The organism is Deinococcus sp. KSM4-11 (assembly GCF_004801415.1).
In the GTDB taxonomy this organism is placed as follows: Bacteria; Deinococcota; Deinococci; order Deinococcales; family Deinococcaceae; genus Deinococcus.
The window spans coordinates 397,174-422,003 of record NZ_SSNX01000001.1 but is presented as its reverse complement, the minus strand read 5'-3'; the positions used below and the strand labels follow the sequence as shown (position 1 = coordinate 422,003).

At 67.9% G+C, this 24,830-nt stretch carries 25 protein-coding genes; 18 read left to right on the top strand and 7 right to left on the bottom strand.

Annotation, left to right across the window (positions count from 1 at the left end; translation table 11 throughout):
- Positions 1 to 2 precede the first annotated feature (2 nt).
- Genes E7T09_RS02135 through E7T09_RS02120 form a run of 4 tightly spaced genes read left to right on the top strand, consistent with a single transcriptional unit; the run spans position 3 to position 3,838 of the window.
- Positions 3 to 929, top strand: coding sequence for a carbohydrate ABC transporter permease (locus tag E7T09_RS02135; protein WP_136387482.1), 927 nt, complete (start codon positions 3 to 5; stop codon positions 927 to 929).
- Positions 926 to 1,765 (top strand): carbohydrate ABC transporter permease, encoded by an 840-nt coding sequence (locus tag E7T09_RS02130; RefSeq protein WP_136387481.1) that lies wholly within the window; start codon positions 926 to 928, stop codon positions 1,763 to 1,765. The genes E7T09_RS02135 and E7T09_RS02130 overlap by 4 nt, the downstream gene beginning before the upstream one ends.
- A gap of 49 nt (positions 1,766 to 1,814) precedes the next feature.
- Positions 1,815 to 2,780: a sugar phosphate isomerase/epimerase gene (locus E7T09_RS02125; protein WP_136387480.1), complete on the top strand. Its 966-nt coding sequence runs from the start codon at positions 1,815 to 1,817 to the stop codon at positions 2,778 to 2,780.
- Complete coding sequence (locus E7T09_RS02120; RefSeq protein ID WP_136387479.1) at positions 2,777 to 3,838, top strand: Gfo/Idh/MocA family protein; 1,062 nt, start codon at positions 2,777 to 2,779, stop codon at positions 3,836 to 3,838. The genes E7T09_RS02125 and E7T09_RS02120 overlap by 4 nt, the downstream gene beginning before the upstream one ends.
- An 82-nt stretch (positions 3,839 to 3,920) precedes the next feature.
- Here the strand turns inward: E7T09_RS02120 and E7T09_RS02115 are convergent, their stop codons facing one another.
- On the bottom strand, positions 3,921 to 4,781 hold the full coding sequence (locus E7T09_RS02115) for a sulfurtransferase (RefSeq protein WP_136387478.1): 861 nt from the start codon (positions 4,779 to 4,781) through the stop codon (positions 3,921 to 3,923).
- Between the two features lie 134 nt (positions 4,782 to 4,915).
- On the opposite strand from E7T09_RS02115, the gene E7T09_RS02110 reads away from it, so the two are divergent.
- A complete protein-coding gene (locus tag E7T09_RS02110; RefSeq protein WP_136387477.1) occupies positions 4,916 to 5,374 on the top strand; it encodes a SufE family protein in 459 nt (152 codons plus the stop codon).
- Between the two features lie 21 nt (positions 5,375 to 5,395).
- Here E7T09_RS02110 and rdgB read toward each other — a convergent pair whose 3' ends face one another.
- The 5 genes from rdgB to E7T09_RS02085 form a co-directional block, all read right to left on the bottom strand.
- A complete protein-coding gene (rdgB, locus tag E7T09_RS02105; protein ID WP_240741571.1) occupies positions 5,396 to 6,019 on the bottom strand; it encodes an RdgB/HAM1 family non-canonical purine NTP pyrophosphatase in 624 nt (207 codons plus the stop codon).
- A gap of 38 nt (positions 6,020 to 6,057) precedes the next feature.
- Positions 6,058 to 7,512 (bottom strand): D-alanyl-D-alanine carboxypeptidase, encoded by a 1,455-nt coding sequence (locus E7T09_RS02100; protein ID WP_240741570.1) that lies wholly within the window; start codon positions 7,510 to 7,512, stop codon positions 6,058 to 6,060.
- Positions 7,509 to 8,513, bottom strand: coding sequence for a 4Fe-4S binding protein (locus tag E7T09_RS02095; protein ID WP_136387476.1), 1,005 nt, complete (start codon positions 8,511 to 8,513; stop codon positions 7,509 to 7,511). The genes E7T09_RS02100 and E7T09_RS02095 overlap by 4 nt, the downstream gene beginning before the upstream one ends.
- A 9-nt stretch (positions 8,514 to 8,522) precedes the next feature.
- On the bottom strand, positions 8,523 to 9,047 hold the full coding sequence (locus E7T09_RS02090; protein WP_136387475.1) for a hypothetical protein: 525 nt from the start codon (positions 9,045 to 9,047) through the stop codon (positions 8,523 to 8,525).
- 179 nt (positions 9,048 to 9,226) lie between these two features.
- The gene (locus E7T09_RS02085; protein WP_136387474.1) at positions 9,227 to 10,375 is read right to left on the bottom strand and encodes an XdhC family protein; all 1,149 of its coding nucleotides are present in this window, start codon (positions 10,373 to 10,375) and stop codon (positions 9,227 to 9,229) included.
- Positions 10,376 to 10,543: 168 nt separating this feature from the next.
- On the opposite strand from E7T09_RS02085, the gene E7T09_RS02080 reads away from it, so the two are divergent.
- Positions 10,544 to 11,065 carry a hypothetical protein gene (locus tag E7T09_RS02080; protein WP_136387473.1) on the top strand — a complete coding sequence of 174 codons (522 nt, stop codon included), beginning with the start codon at positions 10,544 to 10,546 and terminating at the stop codon, positions 11,063 to 11,065.
- 64 nt (positions 11,066 to 11,129) lie between these two features.
- Here E7T09_RS02080 and E7T09_RS02075 read toward each other — a convergent pair whose 3' ends face one another.
- A complete protein-coding gene (locus E7T09_RS02075; RefSeq protein WP_136387472.1) occupies positions 11,130 to 11,915 on the bottom strand; it encodes an enoyl-CoA hydratase-related protein in 786 nt (261 codons plus the stop codon).
- 40 nt (positions 11,916 to 11,955) lie between these two features.
- Between E7T09_RS02075 and E7T09_RS02070 the strand changes: the two genes are divergently transcribed.
- The 12 genes from E7T09_RS02070 to E7T09_RS02015 all read left to right on the top strand — a co-directional run bounded on the left by E7T09_RS02070 (position 11,956) and on the right by E7T09_RS02015 (position 24,821).
- Positions 11,956 to 12,381, top strand: a complete 426-nt coding sequence (locus tag E7T09_RS02070) for a RuvX/YqgF family protein (protein WP_240741569.1) — start codon at positions 11,956 to 11,958, stop codon at positions 12,379 to 12,381.
- 429 nt (positions 12,382 to 12,810) lie between these two features.
- On the top strand, positions 12,811 to 14,496 hold the full coding sequence (locus tag E7T09_RS02065; RefSeq protein ID WP_136388434.1) for a long-chain fatty acid--CoA ligase: 1,686 nt from the start codon (positions 12,811 to 12,813) through the stop codon (positions 14,494 to 14,496).
- 120 nt (positions 14,497 to 14,616) lie between these two features.
- Complete coding sequence (locus E7T09_RS02060) at positions 14,617 to 15,627, top strand: esterase family protein (RefSeq protein ID WP_136387470.1); 1,011 nt, start codon at positions 14,617 to 14,619, stop codon at positions 15,625 to 15,627.
- Positions 15,628 to 15,679: 52 nt separating this feature from the next.
- The gene (locus E7T09_RS02055) at positions 15,680 to 16,747 is read left to right on the top strand and encodes a peptidase C39 family protein (RefSeq protein WP_136387469.1); all 1,068 of its coding nucleotides are present in this window, start codon (positions 15,680 to 15,682) and stop codon (positions 16,745 to 16,747) included.
- A 65-nt stretch (positions 16,748 to 16,812) separates the two neighbouring features.
- The gene (locus tag E7T09_RS02050; protein ID WP_136387468.1) at positions 16,813 to 18,372 is read left to right on the top strand and encodes a pilus assembly PilX N-terminal domain-containing protein; all 1,560 of its coding nucleotides are present in this window, start codon (positions 16,813 to 16,815) and stop codon (positions 18,370 to 18,372) included.
- A 2-nt stretch (positions 18,373 to 18,374) separates the two neighbouring features.
- Positions 18,375 to 18,839 carry a Tfp pilus assembly protein FimT/FimU gene (locus E7T09_RS02045; RefSeq protein WP_136387467.1) on the top strand — a complete coding sequence of 155 codons (465 nt, stop codon included), beginning with the start codon at positions 18,375 to 18,377 and terminating at the stop codon, positions 18,837 to 18,839.
- Positions 18,836 to 19,285, top strand: coding sequence for a type II secretion system protein J (locus tag E7T09_RS02040; RefSeq protein ID WP_168734658.1), 450 nt, complete (start codon positions 18,836 to 18,838; stop codon positions 19,283 to 19,285). Before E7T09_RS02045 ends, E7T09_RS02040 begins: the two co-directional genes overlap by 4 nt.
- Positions 19,282 to 20,037 (top strand): prepilin-type N-terminal cleavage/methylation domain-containing protein, encoded by a 756-nt coding sequence (locus E7T09_RS02035; protein WP_168734657.1) that lies wholly within the window; start codon positions 19,282 to 19,284, stop codon positions 20,035 to 20,037. The genes E7T09_RS02040 and E7T09_RS02035 overlap by 4 nt, the downstream gene beginning before the upstream one ends.
- A gap of 39 nt (positions 20,038 to 20,076) precedes the next feature.
- A complete protein-coding gene (locus E7T09_RS02030; RefSeq protein ID WP_136387465.1) occupies positions 20,077 to 20,898 on the top strand; it encodes a hypothetical protein in 822 nt (273 codons plus the stop codon).
- 43 nt (positions 20,899 to 20,941) lie between these two features.
- Entirely contained in the window at positions 20,942 to 22,609 is a 1,668-nt protein-coding gene (locus E7T09_RS02025) for an adenine deaminase (RefSeq protein WP_136387464.1), read from the top strand.
- 85 nt (positions 22,610 to 22,694) lie between these two features.
- Positions 22,695 to 24,383 carry a sensor domain-containing diguanylate cyclase gene (locus tag E7T09_RS02020; protein WP_136387463.1) on the top strand — a complete coding sequence of 563 codons (1,689 nt, stop codon included), beginning with the start codon at positions 22,695 to 22,697 and terminating at the stop codon, positions 24,381 to 24,383.
- 39 nt (positions 24,384 to 24,422) lie between these two features.
- Positions 24,423 to 24,821: a 2Fe-2S iron-sulfur cluster-binding protein gene (locus tag E7T09_RS02015; RefSeq protein ID WP_136387462.1), complete on the top strand. Its 399-nt coding sequence runs from the start codon at positions 24,423 to 24,425 to the stop codon at positions 24,819 to 24,821.
- Positions 24,822 to 24,830: the final 9 nt, after the last annotated feature.

Here is a 24,830-nt window from a genome sequence, read left to right as displayed (position 1 = left end):
CCGTGACGCCGTCCACCGCGCCACTTGAGACCACCCAGCGGCCCCGGCGGCGCCGGGCGGCCCATCTCGGGAACTACCTGTTCATCGCCCCGGCCATCGTGTTCCTGCTGGTCTTCATGGCCTACCCGATCATCCTGAACATCCAGATGAGCTTCAAGGGCGTCACGGCCGCCACGCTGCTGGGCGGCGCGCCCTGGGTGGGCCTCCAGAACTACCGGGACGTGTTCCACTACCCGGCCTTCGCCCACACCATGAGCAATACGGTGATCTTCACGGCGGTGTCACTGGTGTTCCAGCTGGCGATCGGGCTGGGGCTGGCCGCGTTCTACTCGCGGCCCTTCCCCGGCTCGTCATACATGCGCGGCCTGTATCTGCTGGCGTGGAGCATTCCCATAGTGGTGTCCGGCACCGTGTGGCGCTGGCTGTTCGACGGGGAAACCGGGGTCATCAACTACGTCCTGCGGAGCCTGCACCTGGTCAGCGACAAGATCTACTGGACGTCCGACGCGAAGTACTCGCTGGCGGCCGTGATCATCATCAACATCTGGCTGGGCATTCCCTTCAACCTGAGCCTGCTGCTGGCCGCCATGCAGGGCCTGCCGCCCGACGTGTACGAGGCCGCCGCCATCGACGGAGCGAGCAAGGGGCAGCAGTTCCGCTCGATCACGCTGCCGCTGCTGAAGCCGGCGCTGCTCTCCACGCTGGTGCTGGGCGTGATCTACACCATCAAGGTGTTCGACGTGGTGTTCATCACCACGGCCGGCGGGCCGCTCGACAGCTCGCAGGTCGTGTCCACCATGGCGTACAAGCTGGTGTTCCAGCAGTACCAGTTCGGTCAGGGCGCGGCGCTGCTGAACCTGCTGTTCGTCCTGCTACTGGTACTGGCCGTGTTCTACGTCCGCACCATCAGCCGTGAGGAGCAGGGATGACGCGCTCACGGTGGTGGCGGGTGGGCTACTCGAAAACCTTCTTCAGCGTCATCTTCCTGATGCTGTTCCTGTTCCCGCTGTACTGGATGGTCGTCACCGCGCTGCGCCCGCAGAGCGAGATCTTCGCCTATCCGCCGCACTTTCTGCCGCTGGTACTCGACTGGGGGTACTTCCGCAGCGTGACGCTCGACAACCCGCAGCTGCTGCGGTACTTCGGCAATTCCCTGGTGGTGGGCACCGGCACCACCCTGCTGACCCTGGCCCTGAGCGCGCCGGCCGCCTTCGCGCTGGCCCACCTGCCACTGAAGGGCAAGGGGGTGCTGCTGCTCCTGAGCCTGTCGAGCCTGATGTTCCCGGTGATCATGCTGGCCACGCCCATGTTCGTGATCTTCAACAAGCTGGGCCTGACCAACAACCTGTTCGGTCTGATCCTCGCCAACACGACCATCACCCTGCCCTTCGCCATGACCGTGCTGCGCCCCTTCTTCCTGGGCATCTCGCGGCAACTGCTGGAAGCGGCCCTGATCGACGGCACGTCAGTGTTCGGGGCGTTCCTGTACGTGATCCTGCCGCTGACCCTGCCGGGACTGCTGACCACAGCCATCTTCACGTTCCTGAGCAGCTGGGGCGACCTGCTGCTGGCCGTCACCCTCACCACCCAGGACAATTACAAGCCCATCACCGCCGGCATCTACAGCTACATCGGCTCGAACATCATCCGCTGGAACCTCGTGATGTCGCTGGCGACCATCGCCATGCTACCGCCCATGCTGATCACTCTGATCCTGCAACGCTACGTGGTGGCCGGGCTCACGGCGGGCGCCGTGAAGGAATGAGCTGCGCCCACCCCGCCTGCACGGCGGACAACCGGCACAAGGAGCCCGCGTGAAACTTGGCGTCTTCAACCCCATCTTGGGCAACCTGCCCTTCGAGACCATGCTCGACACGCTGGCGGCGCTGAAGGTCGAGGCCATCGAGGTCGCCACGGGCGGCTACGTGGGCAACGTCCACTGCGATCCGGCCCGCCTGCTGGCCGAACCGGCGGCCCTCGACGCCTTCCGGGGCGCCATCGCGGATCGCGGGCTGGAGATTTCCGCCCTGTCCTGCCACGGCAATCCGCTCCATCCTGACGACGCGGAGGCCCGGCCGCACCATCAAGCGTGGCAGGACACCGTGCGGCTGGCCGAACGCCTGGGCGTCCAGACAGTCGTGACCTTCTCGGGCTGCCCCGGCGGCGGCCCGGACGACCGGGTGCCGAACTGGGTCACCTGCGCGTGGCCCACTGATCATGCCCGCGCCGTGGAGTGGCAATGGAACGAGCGGGTCATTCCGTACTGGCAGCGTGAGGCCGCCTTCGCCGCCGATCATGGGGTGCGCGTGGCCATCGAGATGCACCCTGGCTTCTGCGTGTACCAGCCCCAGCAGGCCCTGCGTCTGCGCGAGGCGACCGCCGAGAACGTGGGCGTGAACTTCGATCCCAGCCACCTGTACTGGCAGCAGATCGATCCAGTCCGAGCGATCCGCTATCTGGGCACGACCATCTACCATTTCCATGCCAAGGACACGGCCCTCGACCCGGTGAACGTCCCGGTCAAGGGCGTGCTGGACTACACCGACTACGCGAACATCGCCGAGCGCTCATGGGTGTTCCGCTCGGTCGGGTACGGACACCCCGAGAAGGACTGGCGCGACATGGTCAGCGCGCTGCGAACCGTGGGCTACGATTTTGTGATGTCGATCGAACACGAGGACGGGCTGGCCTCGCGCCAGGAGGGACTGCGCAAGGCGGTCGAGGTGCTGCGGGGTGCCCTGCTGACGGACGCGCCGGATACCGCGTGGTGGACGGCATGACGGCGCCGGCGCTGGAGCCCAGCGTTCCGCCGGAGCGCCCGGTGCGCGCCGTGATGGTCGGCTGCGGCGGCATGAGCGCCACGTGGCTCCGGGCCGCCGCAGCCGTCGACGGTCTGGAGGTCGTGGGACTGGTCGACCTTCAGGAAGCCGCCGCCGTGGCCCGGCAGACCGAGTTTGAGCTGACGCAGGCGCGGACGGGCACGGATCTGGACGCCGTGCTGGCCCAGACCCGGCCCGATCTGATCTTCGACTGCACCATTCCCGAAGCCCATCACGCCACGGCCCTGACTGCCTTCGCACACGGTGTGGGCGTGCTGGGCGAGAAGCCGCTGGCCGACACGCTGGAACGCGCGCAGGAGATGGTGCGGGCCGGGCAGCAGGCCGGGCTGTTCCATGCCGTCATCCAGAACCGGCGCTACGACCCGAACATCCGCCGGGTGCGCAGCTTCGTGGCCGGCGGCCGCATGGGCGACCTCACGGCTGTTCACGCGGACTTCTTCATCGGCGCGCACTTCGGCGGGTTCCGGGACGCCATGCAGCACGTGCTGCTGCTCGACATGACGATCCACACTTTCGACGCCGCGCGGCTGATCTGCGGCCAGGATCCGGTGCGCGTGCACTGCCACGAGTGGAACCCTCAGGGCTCGTGGTACGCACACGGCGCGAATGCCGTGGCGACCTTCGAGATGACCGGCGGCGTGGTCATCACGTACCGGGGCTCGTGGTGCGCCGAGGGCTTCCCGACCACCTGGGAATCCGACTGGCGGATCACGGGCACGCAGGGCACCGTGCGCTGGGACGGCGGCGATCATCCACGGGCCGCGTTGGTGAGAACCACAGGCGGCTTCTTCTCGGAGTTCGAGGAACTTGACCTCCCTCCCGTCGAACCGACGGCCCGGATCGGTGGTCACGAGGGCTTGATCAGGGACGCCGTAGACGTGCTGCGGCACGGCGGCACGCCCGAGACGGTCGCCAGCGACAACATCAAGAGTCTGGCCATGGTGCTGGCCGCGATTGAGAGTGCCGAGAGCGGCCAGACGGTCGACGTGAAGTGGTGACGAGGCGAACGGTTCGCGTCAGAACAGACGAAGAGAGCGGGATGGAGGGCTAAACCCTCCATCCCGCTCGTGCTCGTTCGGTTCAGTCCTCGGTGTAGGTCTTCTCGATGGGCATGCCGACCGCGTTGCCCCATTCGGTCCAGGAACCGTCGTAGTTGCGCACCTTGGGGTAGCCGAGCAGTTCGCGCAGCACGAACCACGTATGTGAGCTGCGTTCCGCGATGCGGCAGTACGCGATGACGTCCTTGTCGGGCGTGACGCCCTCGCCGCCGTACAGGGCCGTCAGTTCGTCGGCCGACTTGAAGGTGCCGTCCTCGTTGGTGGCCTTCGCCCAGGGAATGCTGCGGGCACCGGGGATGTGGCCGCCGCGCAGCACACCTTCCTGCGGGTAGGTGGGCATGTGCGTGACCTTGCCGCTGAACTCGTCGGGGCTGCGGACATCCACCAGGGCGCCGGTGCCACCGCTCACCGATTGCAGGTGCGCCCGCACCTCGTCGCGGTAGGCGCGCAGCGAGTCGTCGCGGTGAAGGGCTGGGTACTGCGTGGCGGGGTGGCTGAGGGCGTCGTTGGTGGTGGGACGGCCCTCGGCGATCCACTTCTGGCGGCCGCCGTTCATGATCTTGAGGTTCTTCACGCCGCTGTACGACAGGAACCAGTACGCGTAGCTGGCCCACCAGTTGCTCTTGTCGCCGTACAGGACGATGGTGTCGGTGTCCTTGATGCCCAGTTTGCCCAGCAGCGCACTGACCTGTTCCGGCCCGATGAAGTCACGCTCGACGGGGTGCCAGAAGTCCTGCTGCCAGTCGACCTTCACAGCTCCGGGGGCGTGGCCGGTGTCGTACAGCAGGATGTCTTCATCGACCTCGATCAGGCGGATGCCGGGGGTATTGAGGTTCTGCTCGACCCAGTCGGTGTTGACGAGCACATCTTTCGCGTAGTCCATGGTTCGTTCCTCCTTGGAAATGCTGCTGGTGGTCTGCCGCTCCGGATTCTACCTGCAATCCCGACTAATTGACAAAACTGCTCAACTGGACAGGTCGCACCTTCCGCCGGGATCGCGGCGCGTACAGTGGCAGCATGACCGACGCGCCGGCTCTGCCCGAAAAACTTCAGTCCATCGTAACCCTGTTCAAGTCGGCGCCGAAGCCGCTGCGGCTCCAGGCCCTGCTGGAGTACGCCAAGAAACTCCCGGCCCTGCCGGAGAAGTACGTGGAGCACCCGGAGTTCCTGCAGCCGGTGCCGGAGTGCACCAGTCCCTTCTTCCTGGTCACGGAGCCCGAGGGCAGCGGCGTGAAGCTGCACTTCAAGGTGCCGGAGGAAGCGCCCACCGTCCGTGGGTACGCCGGTATTCTGCACGAGGCGCTCGACGGCGCCAGTCCCGAGACGATCCTGAACGTCCCGGACGACTTCTACCTGAACATGGGCCTGACCGAACTGATCACGCCGATGCGCCTGAGGGGCATGGGCGCGATCCTCCGGCGCCTGAAGAACGACGTACAGGAACACGCCCGGGGCACCACGACGCCGTCGGCCTGAGATCGACGCCCCCAGATCCGCCTACTCGACGGAAATGGTCTGCCGGGTGGGCGGCCCGTGGCGGTGTGCGTCCATCAGGGCGGCCAGGGCCAGCCCCCGGTGGCTGATGGCGCGCTTCTCGGCCACGGTCATCTCGGCCAGCGTCCGGGTCTCGCCGTCCGGCACGAAGAGCGGGTCGTATCCGAAGCCGTTCTCGCCACGCGGCCCTTCGAGCAGGGTGCCGTGCAGCTCGCCCCGGTACGTTTCCAGGTGTCCGTCCGGGTAGGCCAAGATGACCACGGACACGAATGTCGCCCGGCGATCCGTCTTCTTCTTCAGGCGGTCGAGGAGCAGCACGTTGCGCTCCAGGTCGCTGCCCACGTTGCCGTAGCGGGCGGAGTACACGCCGGGTTCGCCGCCCAGGGCCGCGACTTCCAGGCCGCTGTCGTCGGCCAGGGCGGGCAGGTGGGTGGCGATGGCCGCCGCGCAGGCCTTCAGAGCGGCGTTGTCCTCGTAGGTGGCGCCCGTTTCGGGCGGCAGGGGAACGGCACCCAGGGCCTGGAGCGTCCAGTTCAGGCCAGACAGGGCTTCCTCGATTTCACGGATCTTGCCGGGGTTGCTGGTCGCCACGACCACCGCCTGCCCCGCTACTGGTTCACTCGTCACCGCCACAGTGTAGGGCCTGACGCGGGCAAACACGGGAATCAGTGCGTCCGGGCCAGCGCGGCCACGAGATCGTCCTGCACGGCCCGTAGGGTCAGGATGGGCGTCGTCTCCGGGCCGTTCATGATCACCGCGAAGGCCAGGACGTGCCCGCTGCGGGCGGTGACGTACCCGGCCAGGGCACTCACGCCGGGCAGCGTGCCCGTCTTGGCCCGGACGTCCAGGCCACTGCCGCGCAGGCGCAGCGCCATCGTGCCGCCACGTCCATCATGTAGGGGCACGCTCTCGCCCGTGCCCGCCTGCGGCAGCAGTTCCGCGAAGGAATTGTGCCGCGCCCGGTACAGGGCCGGGGGCAGACCCGCTGCGCCGGGCGTGGGATATGGCACGTCGTACAGCGCGCGGAGCACCTCCACCAGCGCGCGCGGAGTCAGGCGATTCCGGCGGTCGAGGCCGCTGCCGTCGTTCAGGATCACGCCGCTCAGGTCGACGTGCAGGCGGCGCAGCACGGCCCGTTCGCGGGACAGGGCGTCCTCCCGCCGTCCGGGGGCGGCGAAGCGGCGTGCCAGGGTGGCCAGCAGCTCCTCGGCGCGCAGGTTATCGCTGGCCCTCAGGGTGGCAGCCAGCACGACCGTGGGCGACGCCGACCGCACGCTCGCCACGCCCTGCTCGGGCCGCTGGGCGACGGGTACCAGAACAGCCGGGGGCAGCACGTGGCCTTGAGCGTCCTTCCGGATAGGCGGGGCGTACGGCCGGGGCGTGGGGGCGGATTCCACACGATCGGAGGCGACACGGATTCCGGCCTGGCGGAGTTCCACGATCAGCGCCGCGCCCAGCCGCTCGCGGGCCTGGGCTGCCGTGGCTGGGGGGCGGTCGTGCCAGCCCGCCAGCCGCAGGGAAGTCATGGGCGCCCCGATGGGCTCGCCCGCCCAGGTCTGCTGGCCCAGGGTCTGATCGGCGATCCGCACGTGATCCACGTCGCGCAGGCCGCGTCCGTACGCCTGAACCGCCAGCGCCCGCAGGCTGTAGGCACCGCGGGTGGCCTCCAGCGTGGGATCGCCACTTCCGCGCAGCGTCAGGGTGGTCACCTGCGCACGCCCGACCTGCACGGCCGGGACGGTCAGGTCCGTGCTCCACCAGCCCGCCGCGCCGCCCCGATCCGTCAGGACGCTCGCGGCCGTGACCAGCTTCGTGACGCTGGCCGGAATGAGTGGCGTGTCCGGCGCGAGATCCTCCAGCACCTGTCCATCCGTGAGATCGACCACCAGCAGCCCGGTGCGCGTGCCCCTGGGCAGACCGCACAGGGCTGTGCGGACACCGGCACTCGGGGCCAGGTCGGCGTTGGCCGGGTCACGGTGCAGCGTGAGGGTGGCCGGACTGGGCACCTGTGCTGCGGCGAGCACCCCCAGTCCGATTACGACACCGAGCGCGCGGGGGCGCGCCGCACGTCGCCAGCCTGTTTCGGTGGTCGTCGGGCGGAGGAACAGAAAGCGGGTCACATTATCGTGTCGCTCTCACGCAACAGGATCGGGGCGCGGAAGGCGGCAGGTAGCCACTCGCGCTGCTCGTGCATGGCCTGCGGCGGGCAGGAGCGCAGGCAGCCCATACAGCCCGTACAGGCCGACAAATTCAGGATCAGGTTCACGCCGCCGTCCGGCCTCAGGTCGCGGGTGATCGCCTCGGTTGGACAGACGTTGCTGCACACTGGGCAGTCGATGCACGTCTCGTCCACCAGGGGCGCGGGCCAGGGCACCGCCGCCCCCTCGGCCGGAACGGGTTTCAGGGCCAGACGACGCCATTTCCATTCCTGTGGCAGGCGCTCTTCCGGCACGCTCCAGTCCAGGAAGGGCAGCGGCGATTCGGGAATGGCCTGGGCCAGCCCCTGCTTCCCGGCCCGCAACAGGGCCGTGAACGCGCCCCGCCGGGTGAGGCGCACGGCCCGCTCGGCGTCTCCAGGGGTGGCGGGCCGTACCGTGACCCGCGCGGGCTGCCCCGTGGGAACGCGCAGCGCCTGGGCCTGAGCGACCACCTCAGTCAGCCGTGCGGGCACGTCCGGCGAGCCCACTGGGCAGGTTCCGCATTCGCCGTGGATGAGTTCTAGCGGCGTGTCCCACGCCCCACTGGCCGCCACCAGTGCCGGGGTCACGCGGCCCAGGCAGGGCACGTTCGGGCCGCCCGCTCCGCTGCGGGCACACGTCAGGCTGGCTCCCTCCTCGCCCGCGCTGCGCTGGTCATGCACACTCTGCAGGGGCGCGTCCAGGCCGTATTCGAGCGCGCCGGTCGGACAGGCCTGCACGCACAGGCCGCAGCCGGTGCAGCGATCCGGATCGATCAAGATGGATGACCCGAGCATGCCGAACGCCACCGCCTCGTGCGGGCAGGCGCTGTGGCAGGCGTCGCAGCCGCCCACCGCCTGGCGTTCCAGCAGACAGCGGGGGGCCGTGAAGCGGGGGAGGGGGTTCCCGGACTCGTCCAGGCGGGAAAGGACGCCTTGCAGCATGCGGGGATTCTACCCGCCGCCCGGCCCCGGCGGGCGCGGGGGCACCGGGTCTGCCAGCGGGCGCAGGTTCACGCGATCCAGACGCAGCATCGCCACGACCACCCCGCCGGACAGCAGCGGCACGCGGTACTCCCCCCGGGTGGCCTGCACCGCTCCCGAGACCGTCAGGGCCGCAACCTGCGCGTTCAGATCAGTCCGTTCGGCCGCCGTCAGGGCCTCGCTGGCCGGGCCGAGCTTCTGGGGACGATCCGGCATGGGCGCCAGCGTGCCGTCCGGCCGCAGGGCCACGCGCGTCACGACCTGTCCGTCCACAGACAGCAGGACGACACGCAGGGCCCGGTCAGCCCTGACGACCCGACTGACCGACAGCGCCGCCACCACGTTCCGGGCGGCCAGCAGCACCCGCTGGGCCTGCGCGAATCCCACGGGCACCGGGGCCACCGGGAGCGGCGGGGGCGGTGGATGCGCCCCGGCACTCCCTCCCAGCAGCGCGGCTCCGGCCAGCAGGCAGCGCAGCACCAAGCGGACAGTCATGCGCCCACCATAGCCGGGGGCGCTGACGGCCGGCTGAATTCAGCACGGGCCGTCCCAGCCAGGGAGCGGGCGCGGCCAGTAAGGCGCCGTCCACCCAGACTGGAAGGCACAGGTGGCGGGCAACGCGGCCGGCTCGGTGACCACCCTGCGTCACCAACGGACGTGATGCCAACCGCTGGCTACTGAACGGAGGACGTGGCCACGTCGCGCACCGTCGTCAGGGGCGTGGGCGCCTCGGCATGCGTCTGGGCGTCGTGGATGCGACCCGCGTGCCCACTCAGGAAGGAGCCGTCGTAGCCGCGCCGCCACGCCATCAGTTCCGCCAGGATGCTCATGGCGACCTCCTCGGGCGCTTCCGCGCCCAGGCGCAGGCCGATCGGCGAGCGCAGGCGGCCGAGTTCCTGGGGCGTGAAGGTCTCGCCCTCGGCTTCCAGGTCGCGCAGCAGATCCTCGGCGCGGCTGCGTGGCCCGAGCACGCCCACATACGCCGCGCCGGAGCGCAGGGCGTGCGCGAGGCACACCCGGTCGCGATCCAGGTGGTGGTTCATGATCACGAGGTGCGCCCGCCCGGAGGGCTGGAACGCGCCGAGATCCTCGGGCGAGAGGTCGTGTAAGGTCGCGCCCGGAAAGCGGCCCGGCGTCAGGTAGGCGTCCCTCGGGTCGATCACGTGCACGTCGTAGCCCAGGGCATGTGCCTGGGTGGCGAGCGGGATGGCGTCGTGCCCGGCGCCATAGAGCACGAGCTGCGGCGGGGGCGTACTCACGTCGATGAACACGGGTGTCCCGTCCGGGGCGCGCAGCGTGACCGCGCGGGGTTCACGCTGTGAAAGCCGTTCCAGAGCGGCCTGCTGCGCAAAGGCCCGCAGGCCTGCGGGCAGGTCGCCAGTCGGCGGGCCGTCCGGGGTGAGGAACAGCTGACCGCTGCCGTCCAGCGGCACGGCCAGCGCGGCCAGCTCTCCCCCATCCAGCGCGGCGAGCCACGCCGCCGTCGCAGGATCGTCCACGTTCACGCGTTCCACGCGCACGTCCACACTTCCACCGCAGCCGATGCCCAGGCCCCAGGTGGCATCCTCCGACAGGTCGTAGTGCGTGACTGTCGGCACCCCCGTCCGGATGACGTCCAGGGCCACCTCAACCACCTCGGCCTCCAGGCAGCCGCCGGACAGCATGCACACCTGCGCGCCGTCATCCAGCACCAGCATGCGGGTGCCCTCGCGGCGGTACGCGCTGCCGTGCACCCCGACCACCGTGGCGATGGCCGCGCCCTGGCCTCGGGCCAGGGCGGCGTTCAGGGCGAGCAGAAGCGCGCGGGTCTCGGCAGCATTCATGGTGACGCCACTGTAGCGCCGCCCAGGTTGGAGGAAAGTTCTCGCAGGTGGTAGCGGAGATTCCTGGCGTTTCGGCTGGGCACTCCGATTCCCGGCCCGAACGGCGGTACAGGCAATCCCTAAACGCCCGCTCACCCGGAGCCAAGAATCGGGCCGCACACTGAATGCATGCTGGACAGCATCCTGAACACGGTTAGACGCGGCGCGGAACGGGTACAGCGCCGGGGTGAGGAGGTCGCACATGTGGCCCGCCTGCGCGTCGAGGTCTTTCAACTGGGACGGGAACTCGATAGCCTGTACGCCCGGCTGGGCCGCTCCTTCCACGCTGGGGCCGAGGTCAGCGTGTTGCAGGGCGTCCGTGACGACATCGCCCGTGTCGAGGAAGAGATCCGCGCCCGTGAGCGGCTCATCCAGGAGCTCGGTGACCCACCGGAGTCCGACGTGGGCACGGGGCCTGCCCCTGCGCTGACGCCATCCGCTCCGTCCACACCCCTGGAGGGCACCACCATGACCCGTACCGAACCGCCCACGACGCCCGACCCGACCGTGCAGCACAGCGACGAGAAGGTCGTGCCCGGCAAGGACACCGCCAGCATGGGGAACGAGGCGGGACGCGACCCGCAGCGCCGTGAAAATACGGTGGAGCAGGCCGACGCGATGAAGGGCCACAACGACCCCCTGGAAAAATAGACCTCCGCCAGCACAGAGCCGCCCGCACAGATCGTGCTGGGCGGCTCGTGTTATGGAGGGGAGCTTAGCCCTGTTTGCGAAAATCCGGGGCGCGTTTCTCCTTGAAGGCCGTCACACCTTCGGCGTGCTCCCAGTGGTCACCGGCCAGCTGTTGCAGGGCGGCTTCCTGATCGAGCGCGTCGTCCAGGCTGCTGGTCAGGGCCGCGCTGAGCGCCTGCTTGGTGAGTTTCAGGGCGTTCGCGGGGCGCGCGGCGAGACGCTCGGCATACGCCTGCACGTCGGCCGCGAAGGTCTCGTCCGGGTAGACCTGCTCGCACAGGCCCAGCCGCTGGCCCTCGGCGGCCGTGACCGTGTCGGCCAGGGCCATCAGTTCGAAGGCGCGGTTGTACCCGACCAGGCGCGGCAGGAACCACGTGCTGCCCGAATCCGGCACCAGCGCGATGTTCGAGAACACCTCGATCAGGCGCGCGCTCTGGGCCCACAGGCGGATGTCGCCCGAGAGCGCGAGACTCGCGCCCGCCCCCGCCGCCACCCCGTTCACGGCCATGATCACGGGTCTGTCCAGCGTGCGGATGGTGCGTATCAGCGGGTTGTAGGTGGCCTGCAGGTGCTCGGTGAAGCCCATGTTGCGGCCGGACACGCCGCCCAGATCCTGCCCGGCGCAGAAGCCCCGACCACTGCCGGTCACGACGACCACGCGCACGGCATCCTCCGCGTTCGCGGCGCGCAGGGCAACCGTCAGGGCGTAGAGCAGATCGTCGTTCGCGGCGTTCAGGCGATCCGGGCGGTTCAGGGTCAGGGTGCGGACACCGTTCACGGTCTCCACCAGCAGGACGGGCACTTGGGTCATGTCCTCAAGCGTACCGCCTGCACATTGCTACACTCCGCGCGTGACGACGCCTCTGGCCGCTCCCATCCTGGCGCTGGACGTCAGCAAGTCCCGGATCGGCTTTGCGGTCAGTGCGGGCCAGCTGGCCTTCGGGCGCGGCAGCGTGGATCGGCGGCGCCTGCCCCTCGACCTGAAAGCCATCCGGCTTAAGGTGAAGGAGACCGGGGCTGGAATGCTGCTGCTGGGGCTGCCCCTGCGCACCGACGGCGCGCCGAGTCCGGCCGCCGACCGGGCGCGCGCCTTCGGGCGGATTCTGGTCGAGCAGGGGTACGCGGTCGAGTATCAGGACGAGCGCTTCACCACGCGCCGCGCCCGTGACCTCGGCGCGACCGACCTCGACGAGGCGGCTGCCGTGCAGATCCTGGAGCTGTACCTCGAGCGCCTGGAAGCACAGAGAGCACCGCCGGACGTGGACGGCGGGGAGTGACGGCCAGCGGTTTTCGGCGCATCGGGCGTGAGAACGTGCCCAGTCCGAATTGAAGCCGACCGGTCGAGCGCGCACGCTGGGGCATGTTCCGTAGCGTGAACCGCTGGCTGTTCCGCCTGGCAGACCGGCGGCAGAATTCGGGCCTGCCCCGGAAGGACGACCGTGACGACCGCGAGGGCGGGGCCGGGGTGCGGGTGCCTGCCCCGCCGAGGCCCGGCGGGACGGCGCGCAGGCGAAACCTCCGGTACCGGTCAAGAGCTGAGCCTCACCTTCCATCCGTATGGGCCTCGCCCCCGAATCTTGGCTTGAGTCCAAAAAGCGGCGCGCCACGTATACTCGCCGTACTGACATGAACCGCACGGTCGGCCCGGCTGAGGGCCGCTTGTTCGCTTCTGCCGCTCCGGAGGTCACGGTATGCAGCACGTAGGAATGCAGGGCAGCATGATGGATGTCCAACTCACGGTGCCGTTCATTCTGGAACGTGCCCGCACGCTGTACCGACACCGGGAGATTGTGAGCCTGCTGGTCGCCGGGCGCGACGAGAAGGGCAATCCCATCCCCCGAAAGCACCGCACGACCTACGGTGAGGTGGCGAACCGCGCCCTGAAGCTCGGCGGCGGCCTGCTGGGCCTGGGCCTGAATCGGGGTGACCGCGTGGCGACGCTGGCGGTGAATTCCTTCCGGCACCTGGAAGCGTACCTGGGCATTCCCAGCGCCGGACTGGTGCTGCACACCGTGAACATCCGCCTGCACCCCGAGCAGGTCGCGTGGATCCTGAACCACGCCGAGGATCGCGTGCTGATCATCGAGAACGTGTTCGCCGCGATGATCCCGGCGCTCAGGGCCGCCTGCCCGCACCTGGAGCACATCATCGTGCTCGGTCCTACGCCCCAGCCCATCCCGGACGTGCTCGACTACGACGCCTTCGTGGAGGGCAGCGCTCCACTGAACGTCCCTGTGAACCTGCGCGAGGACGAGGCGGCGGCCATGTGCTACACCAGCGGCACGACCGGCAACCCCAAGGGCGTGGTGTACTCGCACCGCTCGACAGTGCTGCACTCGCTGGCGAGCGCCCCCAAGGACTGCCTGAACGTGGGCGAGGCCGACACCGTGCTGCCGATCGTGCCGATGTTCCACGTGAACGCGTGGGGCCTGCCGTACACCTGCGCCATGTACGGCGCGCAGCAGGTCTACGCCGGGGTGTTCAGCGACGGCCCCAGCCTCGCCGGCCTGCTGCAGGACGAGCGGGTCACCATCACGGCGGGCGTGCCGACCATCTGGATGGGCCTGCTGGGTGAACTCGACCGTGCGAAGGCTGCCGGCACGCCCTACGACCTGCATGCCCTGACCAGCCTGATCGTGGGCGGCAGCGCCGCGCCCGAAGCGTTGATCCGCGCCTTCGAGGACCGGCATGGCCTGCGCCTGCTGCACGCCTGGGGCATGACCGAAACGCACCCGCTGGGCACGACCAGTTCCATTCCGGCGGGCGTCGATCCGACCAGCGACCAGGGCTACGCGCTGCGGGCCAAGCAGGGCCGCACCGTCCCCCTCATCGAACTGGAACTTATCAACGACGACGGCCAGAAACTCCCTCACGACGGCAAGACCATGGGCCGCCTGATCACCCGTGGCCCGTGGGTGGCCAGCGCGTACTTCAAGGGCGAGGGCCAGGCGAACTTCTTCCGGATGGACGACAAGGACTGGTTCGATACGGGCGACATCGCCACGCTGGACGAACGCGGCTACATGCACATTCAGGACCGCAGCAAGGATCTGATCAAGAGCGGGGGCGAATGGATCGGCTCGGTGGATCTGGAGAACGCCATCATGGCGCACCCGGCCGTGGCGCAGTGCGCCGTGATCGCCATGGACGATCCCAAGTGGGACGAGCGTCCGCTGGCCGTCGTGGTACCCCGGCCCGGCCACTCGGTGACGCACGAGGAACTCATGACCTTCATCGCGCCGAAATTCGCCAAATGGTGGTTGCCGGACGCCACGGTGCTGACCGATCACATCCCGATCGGTGCGACCGGCAAGTTTCTGAAACGTGAACTGCGCGAGGAATACCGGGGGTACGGACTGGCGAATTTCCCACACCGAGAGGGCACGACCTGAAGGACGGGCACAGCAGCCGGAAGCCACGAGTGCCGGTTGTGGATGGCCGCCGCGCCGTCGCCAGCGTCCAGAGGCCCTTCCTGAGACTGGATCCCGAACGCCTGCCCTAGACTTCCGGGCATGGCCGTTTCAGTCAGTGGACAGCACGTGACGTTCTCGCCCCCGGCAGGCGCAGTGGGCCTGATCGGGGACATGACGGACTGGCGCAAACGCGAGCCGATTCCGGTGGCGGGGGGCGAGCCGGTCGTGCTGAGCCTGCCCCGCGGCGCGTGGGTGGAATACGCCTGGGTGGACGGGGCAGGCGAGGCGTTCGCCGATCCTGACAATCCCCAGAAGTCGCTGAATCCGTGGTGGACGTATCCGCGCGCCGCTGTCGTGGGTGCATATGCCCGGCATCCGCTGTGGCTGGGGGACGACGCCGCGCAGAAAGGCACGGCCCACCGGCTCAGCTGGCCTGGTGAGGTGTTTCCCGGCACGCGCCGCGCCATCGTCTATACGCCCCACGGGCACGATCCGGCAGCGCCGACCCCGGTGTACTACGTGCAGGACGGCGTGGCCTTCTACCGCACGGGCCGTCTGGCCGAGGTAATGGACCGCGCGGTCGAACGCGGACTGGTGAGCGGCGCGGTGCTGGTCTTCGTGGAGCCCGGCGACCGCAACGAGGAGTACTACCTGAACGACCGGTACCTGGACTTCCTGACCGGCGAGGTCTTGCCCAGGGTGGAGGGCGTGCACGTGACGCCGTCGCAGCGGGGCCTGTGGGGCGCGAGCCTGGGGGGTCTGATCAGCCTGCACCTGGGCAGCGCGCACCCAGAACTGTTCTCACACGTGGCGAGCCACAGCGGGGCCTTCATCGCGCGGCCGGACGCCCGGGATGCCAGTGGCGTGATCAACACGACCACAGCAGGCGAGTGGTTATTAGACTGCCTGACTGCCACGCCGCCCACCCACCTGAAGACCAGTCTGGACACGGGCACGCTGGAGTGGCTGGTCGGCCCGAACCGCCGCATGGCCGCCCTCTTCGCAGATGCCGGGCTGGAGCACCAGTACCGCGAGTACCCGAGCGGTCACAACTGGGTCACGTGGCAGGGAGCGCTGCCCGAGGCCCTGCTCTACCTGCAGGGCCAGTGAACGGGCCAACCTCATCCCCCGCAGGGACGCAGACGGCATAGTGCTCGTGTCCATGCGAATCCTGCCCCGTTCCCTCTTGCTGGCGCTGGCCCTGATGGGCCGTGCAGGAGCCCTGACCATGACCTACGTGAACGGCACCACCATCCTCCACGAGCGGCGCGCCGACTGGGCCGGAGCCACGCTCACGGGAGTGCAGGTGAAGCAGGACTCCCTGGCCCTGACGTCTGGAAATGCCAGTGGCAGCCTCCTGTCTTCTCCCCTGACCGTTGCCGCCTTCGACGAACTGATTCCCTCCTGGAACGCCATGACGCCCCCTGGCGGCAGTGTCAGTGTGGAGGTGCGCGCCCAGGGAGGTAACGCGTGGTCACGCTGGTTCAGTTTCGGCACGTGGAGCAGCAGTGGCGACCGCGCCAGCGTGGACGGCCAGAAAGACGCCGCCGGACAGGTGCTGACCGATACCCTGCGCCTAAGCCACCGGGCGACCACGTACCAGTACCGGGTCACGCTGCGCGGTGCCGGGACAACCGTCCGGCTGCTGGCCTTCAACACCACCGATCGCGCAAAACACACGGCTGGGCTGGGACAACCGGGCAACCGGGCCGCGTGGGGCAAGATCGTGGATGTGCCCCAGCGTTCGCAGATGATCTATCCGGATGGCGGTGAGGTCTGGTGCAGCCCGACCAGCGTGTCCATGATCCTCGCGAAGTACGGCGTGAACGTGACGGTGCCACAGGCGGCGAAGGGAACCTTCGACCGTGTGTACGACGGCACAGGCAACTGGCCCTTCAATGCGGCGTACGCGGGCTCGTTGGGCCTGCGGGCCTACGTGACGCGGCTCCCCAGCCTCGCAGCGGCCGAGACGTTCACGGCGGCCGGACACCCGCTGGCCCTCAGCCTGGGCTGGAAAAAAGGTGAACTGCCGGGCGCCCCCATCGAGAGCAGCAGCGGACACCTGATGGTGCTGGACGGCTTCGACACCCAGGGCAATCCAGTCCTGAACGACCCAGCCGCGCTGGACAACGCCAGCGTACGACGAACTTATCCCCGTGCAGCCTTCGAAAAACTGTGGCTGACACATTCGGGCGGGCTGAGTTACGTTTTGTTACCGATGAAAAATTAAGGTTTGCTCTCCCCCTGTTGGGGGAAATTTCACAGACACTCATTGTGGAGTAGGCTGGACGGACTATGGCCAACGAAGCTGAGCATTCACCATTGAATCGAACTGAAGGGTTCGCGCTGGTGCTCACCCTGTTGTTCACTGGCATCGTGCTGCTGATCGTGGTCAGCACCGCTGCGTCGCTCGCCACCGGCACACGGCAAGGTGGTGCCAATGAACGCCGGGCCTACCAGGCCATGCTGGTCGCTGAGAGTGGAATCAACACCCTGCCCCGCCGGGCCGGTGAATATGTCCGCACCGTTCCCTATACAGGATCGTCAACCACAGAGATGCAGACCTGGCTGACCGGCTTCAAGACCTACATTCAAAATAACTCGCCCGTCACCGGAAACACGCTCACCCTGACGGCCCTGACCGGCTCCACATTCAATGCCTCGTCCAAAGGCTCAACCGGTCTCGCGGTGAAAATCATTGCACAGGACTACCTGCTCAATGACCGCATCCTGCCACCGGCCCTTCGTCCCCGTTCGGCGGTCACGTCGCTTCCCGCCATCAGTGCCAACGGCAGTGCAACGGTGAGTGCAGACACAGCCAATGGCGGGCCCGTGACGACCGTCGCCACGGCAGCAAGCCTTCCTGCCAACGTCGCCTCCACCACCGTCACGGTCACCGATGCCAGTGGCCTACGGGTGGGCGATTACGTGCAGATGGGCACGTCCACTTTCAAGGTGACGGGGATCAGCGGAAATGTCCTGAACATCACCCGTGTGCCAGGAACGTCGTCGAGTGCCCAGACCATGGCCAAAAACAGCAATGTCAACCTGCTCATCAGCGCGGTCGCCGCGAGTTACGCCTCGGTCACCACGTCCATGGACATCAAGCTGTCCGACGCCAGAGATTATCTGGTCGGCGAAACGGTCGGCATCGCTGGGGGCAGCGCCACCATTACCGCCCTGAACCTCAGTACCAATGTGGCAACCATCACGTGGAACAGCGGGAAACCCTCAACCCTTCCTGAGGGCACCCAGGTGCTGCGCGATGTGGCGGCACTCAGAAGTGCGGGAACGATCACGCCCAAATCCAACAAGCTTGATGCCTATACGGGCACAGTCAATGGGGTCACCACGAACGACTGCGCGACGGCCACCACCTGCCGTGGACAGAACGACCCGTTGCTCACGCCCACAGGGACGTCGGCCAACTTCACGCAGATGATGCTGGGGCTATCAGATCAGGAACTGAATGATCTTGTACCTCTCTATTCCGGCTCCTACCCGATTCCAAGCGGTGGAATTGTCCGGATCAACGGAGCGAACTTTGATAATGCCGTCAAGAACAGTAATTTTACCGGTGTTCTCATCGTGGATGGTGACATCAATTCGAGCCTGAACGGCAACACCACTCTCAATGGCTTTATCTACGTCCGTGGCAGCACCATCAAGTTTGTCAACGGCAACTTCACGCTCAACGGCGCACTGGCGGTACGTGGAAGCAGCGCAAGTACGAGCACGGACATCACCGGGAATCTGACCGTCAACTACAGCGCTGTCGGCCTACGAACGGCGTTCCTGAACTCGGCTGGAAGCAAGGAACTCGATACCCTTGCCGGAACCTGGAGACAGCAGTAGCTGTGCAGGGGTTCACTCTCATCGAAGTGCTGGTCGTGCTGGCCATCCTGAGCATTCTGCTGGCCCTGGCCCTGTTCAACTACGCCAAGTGGCGGGCAAGTAGCGCGGTGCGGCAGGGCGCGCAGGAGTTCACCAGGGCCATCACCGAAACGCGCTCTGGCTCAAAGCGCCTGAATGTCTGCCAGGAAGTCAAGTTGGCCGCCTCGACCGGGGCCACGTCCGTCACGGTCAACACCTTCAGCGGCACGGTCTGTACCGGCACCGCCGCCTCCACGGCGTCGTTCCCCATGCCCACGAACGTGACCGTCAGTCTGGCCGGGGGCAGCGCGAACTCGATCATCTTCAAGCCTCCATATGGCACCACCAGCGCGGCGGACAAGACTTTCACCGTGCAGTGGGCCAGCGACAGTTCCATCGTGAGATCCGTGCGGGTGACCGGGTTGTTCGGCAAGGTGATCGTGCAGTGACTGTACATGGCGTGCAGGGCCTCACGCTGGTCGAGGTACTCGTCTCGATCGCGATTTTCGCGGTGCTGTCCATCGCTGTCCTGAGTTCCCTGCCCGGAGTCCTGAAAGTCAACCGGCAGAGTCGGGATGACCAGGGCGTGACGGTGGCCGGCAAAGCGTATCTGGAGAAGGTGCGCGCCAAGTGGGACGATCCCACTCCCTCCACCGATCCGACGACCGGCAAGACCACCACGGCCGGGCAGACGAATTTCGATGCCAGCACGTTGCCCACCCTGCCGGACAGCGCCAAAATGAATGGGTACACCTGCGCGACCGCGCTCGCCACCCAGGTCACCAGTCCAGCCGAAACTGGCTCCATCGCAATGGTCAAACGACTCACGCTGACCTGCTCCCGAAGTGGGCAGCCGACCCAGGTGTTCCAGGTGGATCTGGAGCGGCCCCTGTGAAGTCGCAGAGTGGACTCACGTTGGTGGAAATCCTCGTGGCCATGGCCATTCTGGGGATCATTTTGATCCTGGTCACGAATTGGGAAACCCAGACCCTGCAACTGACGACAAAAACCAACACGCTGGCCACGCAGATTGCAGAATTGAATGACCTGAGCGGCTACATCGGGGATCGGGTTCGGTCGGCCAGTCAGGTACGGCTCACGGGATTCACAGTGAACGCCGCGTCGGCGGTGAACGCCGGTAAATGCGACACGACCACCCCCTGCCTGGCCGTGCTGGCCCTGGAAGAGGAAGTGAATACGGCGACCACGCCGTCCACTGTGACGCGCACCTGGTTTCGGCTGGTGTACCGGGTCGAGCCGCGTTCCACCTGGTCGAGCGTGAGCAAGGTGCCCGACACGTGGGCAGACAATGCGGCAAACAACGTGGTGGTCGTCCGCGAGTACCGCGACAACTGTATCGAGGCGAGCGGAGGCGTGTGCAGCGCCAGCAGTCCTCCCCTCACCGTCGATGCCTACAAGGCGTCGTTCTCCGATGCCGCGTTCAGCAGCATGAGTCCGGCACTGGTCACGGATTACCTCTCGTCGGTCGACCAGTCTGGCGCAGCGATCACGCCGTTCGCGCTCGACACCGTGACCAACACGATCATCCTCACTTTCCAGAGCAAGAGGAATGTGAAATCCGTGACCACGTTCACGCCGGCCGACAACCCGATGACGCTGGCCGTGCAGGCCCGTAACGTGAACTGAACCGGCAGTGCCGGAGTAGGTAGCCCCTACACTCCACCCATGGACTTCCCGACTGTATGCCCGAACTGTGCCCATGAGAACCGGGTGGAGTTCGCGGACAGCAGCGTCCACGACGTGACCTGCGCCCGATGCGGAGCACAGTATTGCGTATTCCTGCGCAAGCAGAAGTTCGAGGTACTGTTCGACCTGGGCACGCGGGCGTTGATGGACGGTTACGCGCGGGAAGCGGTGGCGAGTTTCGCGGCGGCCCTGGAGCGCTTTCTGGAGTTCTACGTGCGGGCGGCCACCCTGGAACGGGCAGCGGATACTGACGCGGATTTCAGTGCCGCACTGGCGGCGCTGGACGGCACCTGGCGGCACGTGGCGAGCCAGTCGGAGCGGCAGCTGGGCATGTTCGCGCTGGCGTACCTGTTGCGAGAGGGCCGCGAGCCGGAGTTCCTGACGCCCCAGGGGCTGGGCACGGACTTCCGCAACCGGGTGATTCACCGGGGCTCCCTGCCCACGCGGGTGGATGTGGAGGCGTACGCGGCGAGTGTGTTTGCCCTGATCGACCGGCTGCTGACAGAACTGGGTTCTGGTGCGGCGCACGCGGAGCTGGCGCAGGAGCAGGTGTTTGCCGCGCATCTGGCCACCCTGCCCGATGGCGTGACGGTGGTGTTCGAGGAGCATCCGGGCATGTTCCGCGCGCGCCGCTTTGGGACGCTGTCTCCCCTGTCGAAGCCCCTGAAGCCCACGACCGAGGCGGGCACGCGGGTGAATGACGTGCGGGCGTTTCAGGAGGCCCTGTTCCGCCGGGCCCTGGCAGAGCGGGGCACGCTCCTCGACCGGTTCAAGAGTGCCTCGGGCCGTGCCGAGCGCTAGGCGGTGGCCTTTGCGTGGGGGCATGTGAACCCTAGACTGCGCCATGTCGGGAGCGGAGAACGGAGGACGTCAGGATCGCCGGCGGCTGGTGCGCGTGGCCCGCGGGCTGGAGGACGGCGACCTGCTGATGAGGGGCGCGCAGGTGGTGCAGCCCGCCACACGTGAGGTGTTCGAGACGGATGTGCTGGTGGCCGACGGCCGGGTGGCCGCGCTGGGCTCGGGCTTCAGTGCAGCGCAGGTGGTCGAGGCGCGCGGGGCGTTCCTGGCGCCCGGGTTCATCGATGGACATGTGCATATCGAGTCGAGCCTGCTGACACCGGCGGGGTTCGCGCAGGCGGTCTTGCCTCATGGCACGACGGGCGTGGTGGCGGAGCCCCATGAGGTGGTGAACGTGCTGGGCGCGGGTGGCCTGGAATGGATGCTGCGGGCGGGCGCGTCGTCCGGGCTGCGGGTGTGGGCGTCGGCTCCGTCGTGCGTACCGGCCAGCGAATTCGAGGTGGGTGGAGCGCGGGTGGGCGCGGACGAGGTGGCTGGCATGCTGCGGGTGCCGGGGGTGCTAGGCCTGGCGGAGATGATGAATTATCCGGGCGTGCTGAACGGGGATCAGGGCGTGTGGGACGTCCTGGAAGCCGGGCGACGCTCGGGCCTGCGGCTGGATGGCCATGCCTCGGGCGTGCGGGGCCGTGACCTGATGGGTTACGCGGCGGCGGGGCTCCACTCCGATCACGAGGCGACGACCCCCGAAGAGGCCCGGGAACGTCTCCGCGCGGGCCTGTGGTTGATGGTGAGGGAGGGCTCGGCGGCCCGCAATCTGGAGGCGTTGCTGCCGGTGCTGCGCGACCGGCCGCGCCGCGCGATGCTGGTCAGTGACGACGTGAGCGTGGACGAGCTGCTGGAACTGGGGCACCTGGATCGGCTGCTGCGCCTGTGCGTCGCGGGTGGCCTGCATCCGGCGGACGCGGTGGCCCTGGTGACGTGTCATCCGGCCGAGTACTGGGGCCTGCACGAGCATGGGCTGGTCGCGCCGGGCCACCACGCGGATTTCGTGCTGCTGCGCGACCTGAACACATTCGAGGTGCTGGAGACCTTCGTGGGAGGGCAACCAGCGGTGGCTGGACGCGCGACACCCAGTCTGCCCGGAGGCGGGGTGAATCTAGGGCCGGACTGGCCAGCGGCGTCCTTCGCGGTGCCGGAGACGTGGCCCGTGATCGAGGTGCGGGCCGATCAGATCACGACGGGCGTGGGCCGGCCGGGCAGCGGGGACGCGAAGCTGGTGGTCGCCGACCGGTACGGGCGCGGGCAGTGGGCGAGCTGCTGGACCTCTGGCAGTGGACTGCGGCGGGGCACCCTGGGCATCAGCGTGCTGCATGACGCGCATCACGCGGCGTTCCTGGGCGGCACGGACGAGGATATCCGCGCGGCGGGCCAGGCCCTGGAGGCGCTTGGGGGCGGCGTGGTGCTGGTGTCCGACGGCGTGGTGAAGGCCAGCCTGCCCCTGCCCTTCGCTGGCCTCATGACAGACGCGGCCCCGCACGTCGCCGCCAGACAGCTGGGTGAGATCGCCGCCGCCGCGCGGCAGTTGGGCTGTACCCTGCCCTACCCTGTCACGACGCTGAGTTTCCTGGGCCTGACGGTCATTCCGGCCCTGAAGTTGACGCCGCATGGGCTGATGGACGTGCACAACTGGGCGCTGATCCCCCCCATTCCCTGATAGACAGGTGAGAGTGCGGTAAGGATGTGGATATCTTTCGGGGGAGTCCCGCAGGTAGACTGACTTGAGGTCATCCCCCTTCCCCATGAGCCGCGCGACCAAGCCGACGCCCCCCCCCGGCACCCTGACCCCTACCCAGGCTTCTCGCGCCACCATCCGGGCGCGGCTGATGATGCTGCTGGCGGTGCTGGTCACCCAGCTCCTGACAGTCACCGTGATCGTCTGGAACGACCGCCAGAATGCCGAGCGGGTGGTGCAGTCGGCCGCAGCCGTCACCCTCGATCACCTCGCGCGGGTCACGGCCGACAACGTGCGCTCGTACCTGCAACCGCCCACGCAGATCGTCTCGATCAACGGCGAACTGATCCGGGCAGGCCAGCTCAGCGCCACCGACCCGATCAGCCTGAGCGTGACCTTCCAGACCATGCTCAACGCCATCCCGCAGTTGAACAGCGTGCTGATCGGACGCGCCGACGGAAGCTTCACGTCGGCCCGCCGGGATGGCGCGGGCGAAACCGGCCGCTCCCTGCGCAGCATCGAGACCAGGCCGCAGCGGCGCGTGACGACCACAATCCTCGACAGTCGGGGACGCATCGTCTCGCAGAGCGAGAAGGACGACGCCTACGATCCGCGCACGCGACCGTGGTACACCCTTGCGGTGGCCCATCCGGACACCACCGTGTGGACGGCTCCGTATGTCTTCGCCACCACCGGGCAACCCGGCGTGACGGTCGCCCGGGCCCTGACCGGGAGGCCGGGCGACCCTCTCGTCCTGGGGGCGAATGTCCAGCTGCGACACCTGGCCACCCTGCTCCAGGGCGTGCAGTTCAGCGCCAACGGCCGCGCCTTCGTGACCGACGGTGAGGGCCACATCGTGGCCACGTCCCGCTCGTGGCCGGTCAAGGTGAGCGGTCACCTCCCCACCCTGAGGGAGGTCGCCGACCCGGCCCTCCTGAAGCTGCTGGGGGCGTCCGGTCGCGTGACCCCTGGCACGGGTGAATACACCGTGGATGGTCAGGCGTACGCCTCTGTCGTGCAGCCCGTGGAGCTCACGCCGGGGGTGACGTGGATGGTCGGCGTCTACGCCCCCGTCAATGATTTCACCGCTGGACTGCAACGCACGGATCGTGTCCGGCTGGCCACTATCCTGCTGGCCTGCGTCCTCGGCAGCCTGATCGCGTGGCCGCTGCTGGAACGCGCCGTGAAGCCCATGCGCGCCCTGCACCGGCAGGCGACCACGGATCCCCTGACCGGCCTGCACAACCGGGGCAGCTTCCTCGCCCAGCTTGACGAGGTGCTCGACCGGACGCAGACCACCACCCAGAGTGGACGGCAGCTGGGCGTGGCCATCTTCGACCTGGACGGCTTCAAGGCGATCAACGACACCTACGGCCACCCGACCGGCGACGAGGTGCTGCTCGCGGTCGGTGCGCGGCTGCTCGCGGCCCTGCGACCGGGCGACATCCTGGGCCGCCTCGGCGGTGACGAATTTGCCCTGCTGGTCGACGGCGCTTCCCGCGAGGAGGTGCAGTTGCGGGTCGAGGGGATGATCGCCCATCTGGCCCGCCGGCCCGTCATCGTGGATCAGGTCGAGCACCACATCCATTCCACGGCTGGGCTCGCGTTCTACGATCCGGCGGTGCCGCAGCTCACCCCGCTGCGCCGCACGGCCGTGCTGTCCCGCGCCGATACCGCCCTGATCCGTGGAAAACGCCGCATGAAGGGCCGCGTATGGGTAGACGGCGAGAGTCCCGTGCCCGACCTGCTGCTGTAGCCGGGCAACCGACGATGCCCCGCGTGGCATCCTGAACGCATGACGGCGCAGACGACGGATGAAGGCTTGATCGTGCAGGTGGAAGGAACCGGCCCGGTGGCGGCCCATGAAGGGCAGCGGCTGGTGCTGGCGCTTGATCTTGCCGGCACCGGCATCCTGCACCGCTGCGGAGGACAGGCCCGCTGCACCACCTGCCGTGTGGAGTTTCTGGATGGTGAACCGGGCGCCATGACCATCGCGGAATTCGACAAGCTGACCGAGAAGAACCTGCTGGGCGTGGCGCGGCTGTCCTGTCAGATCGAGTGCGCGCCCGGCATGAGCGTGCGCGTGCTCCAGACCACGCAGTCCACGGGCCTGGAGGCGGGAAAGATCCCCGCGGAGCAAATTGAACCTGAGCCCGTCTGGACGACAAGACCCGGCGCGTCCACCGAGGGGTGATCAGGGCCG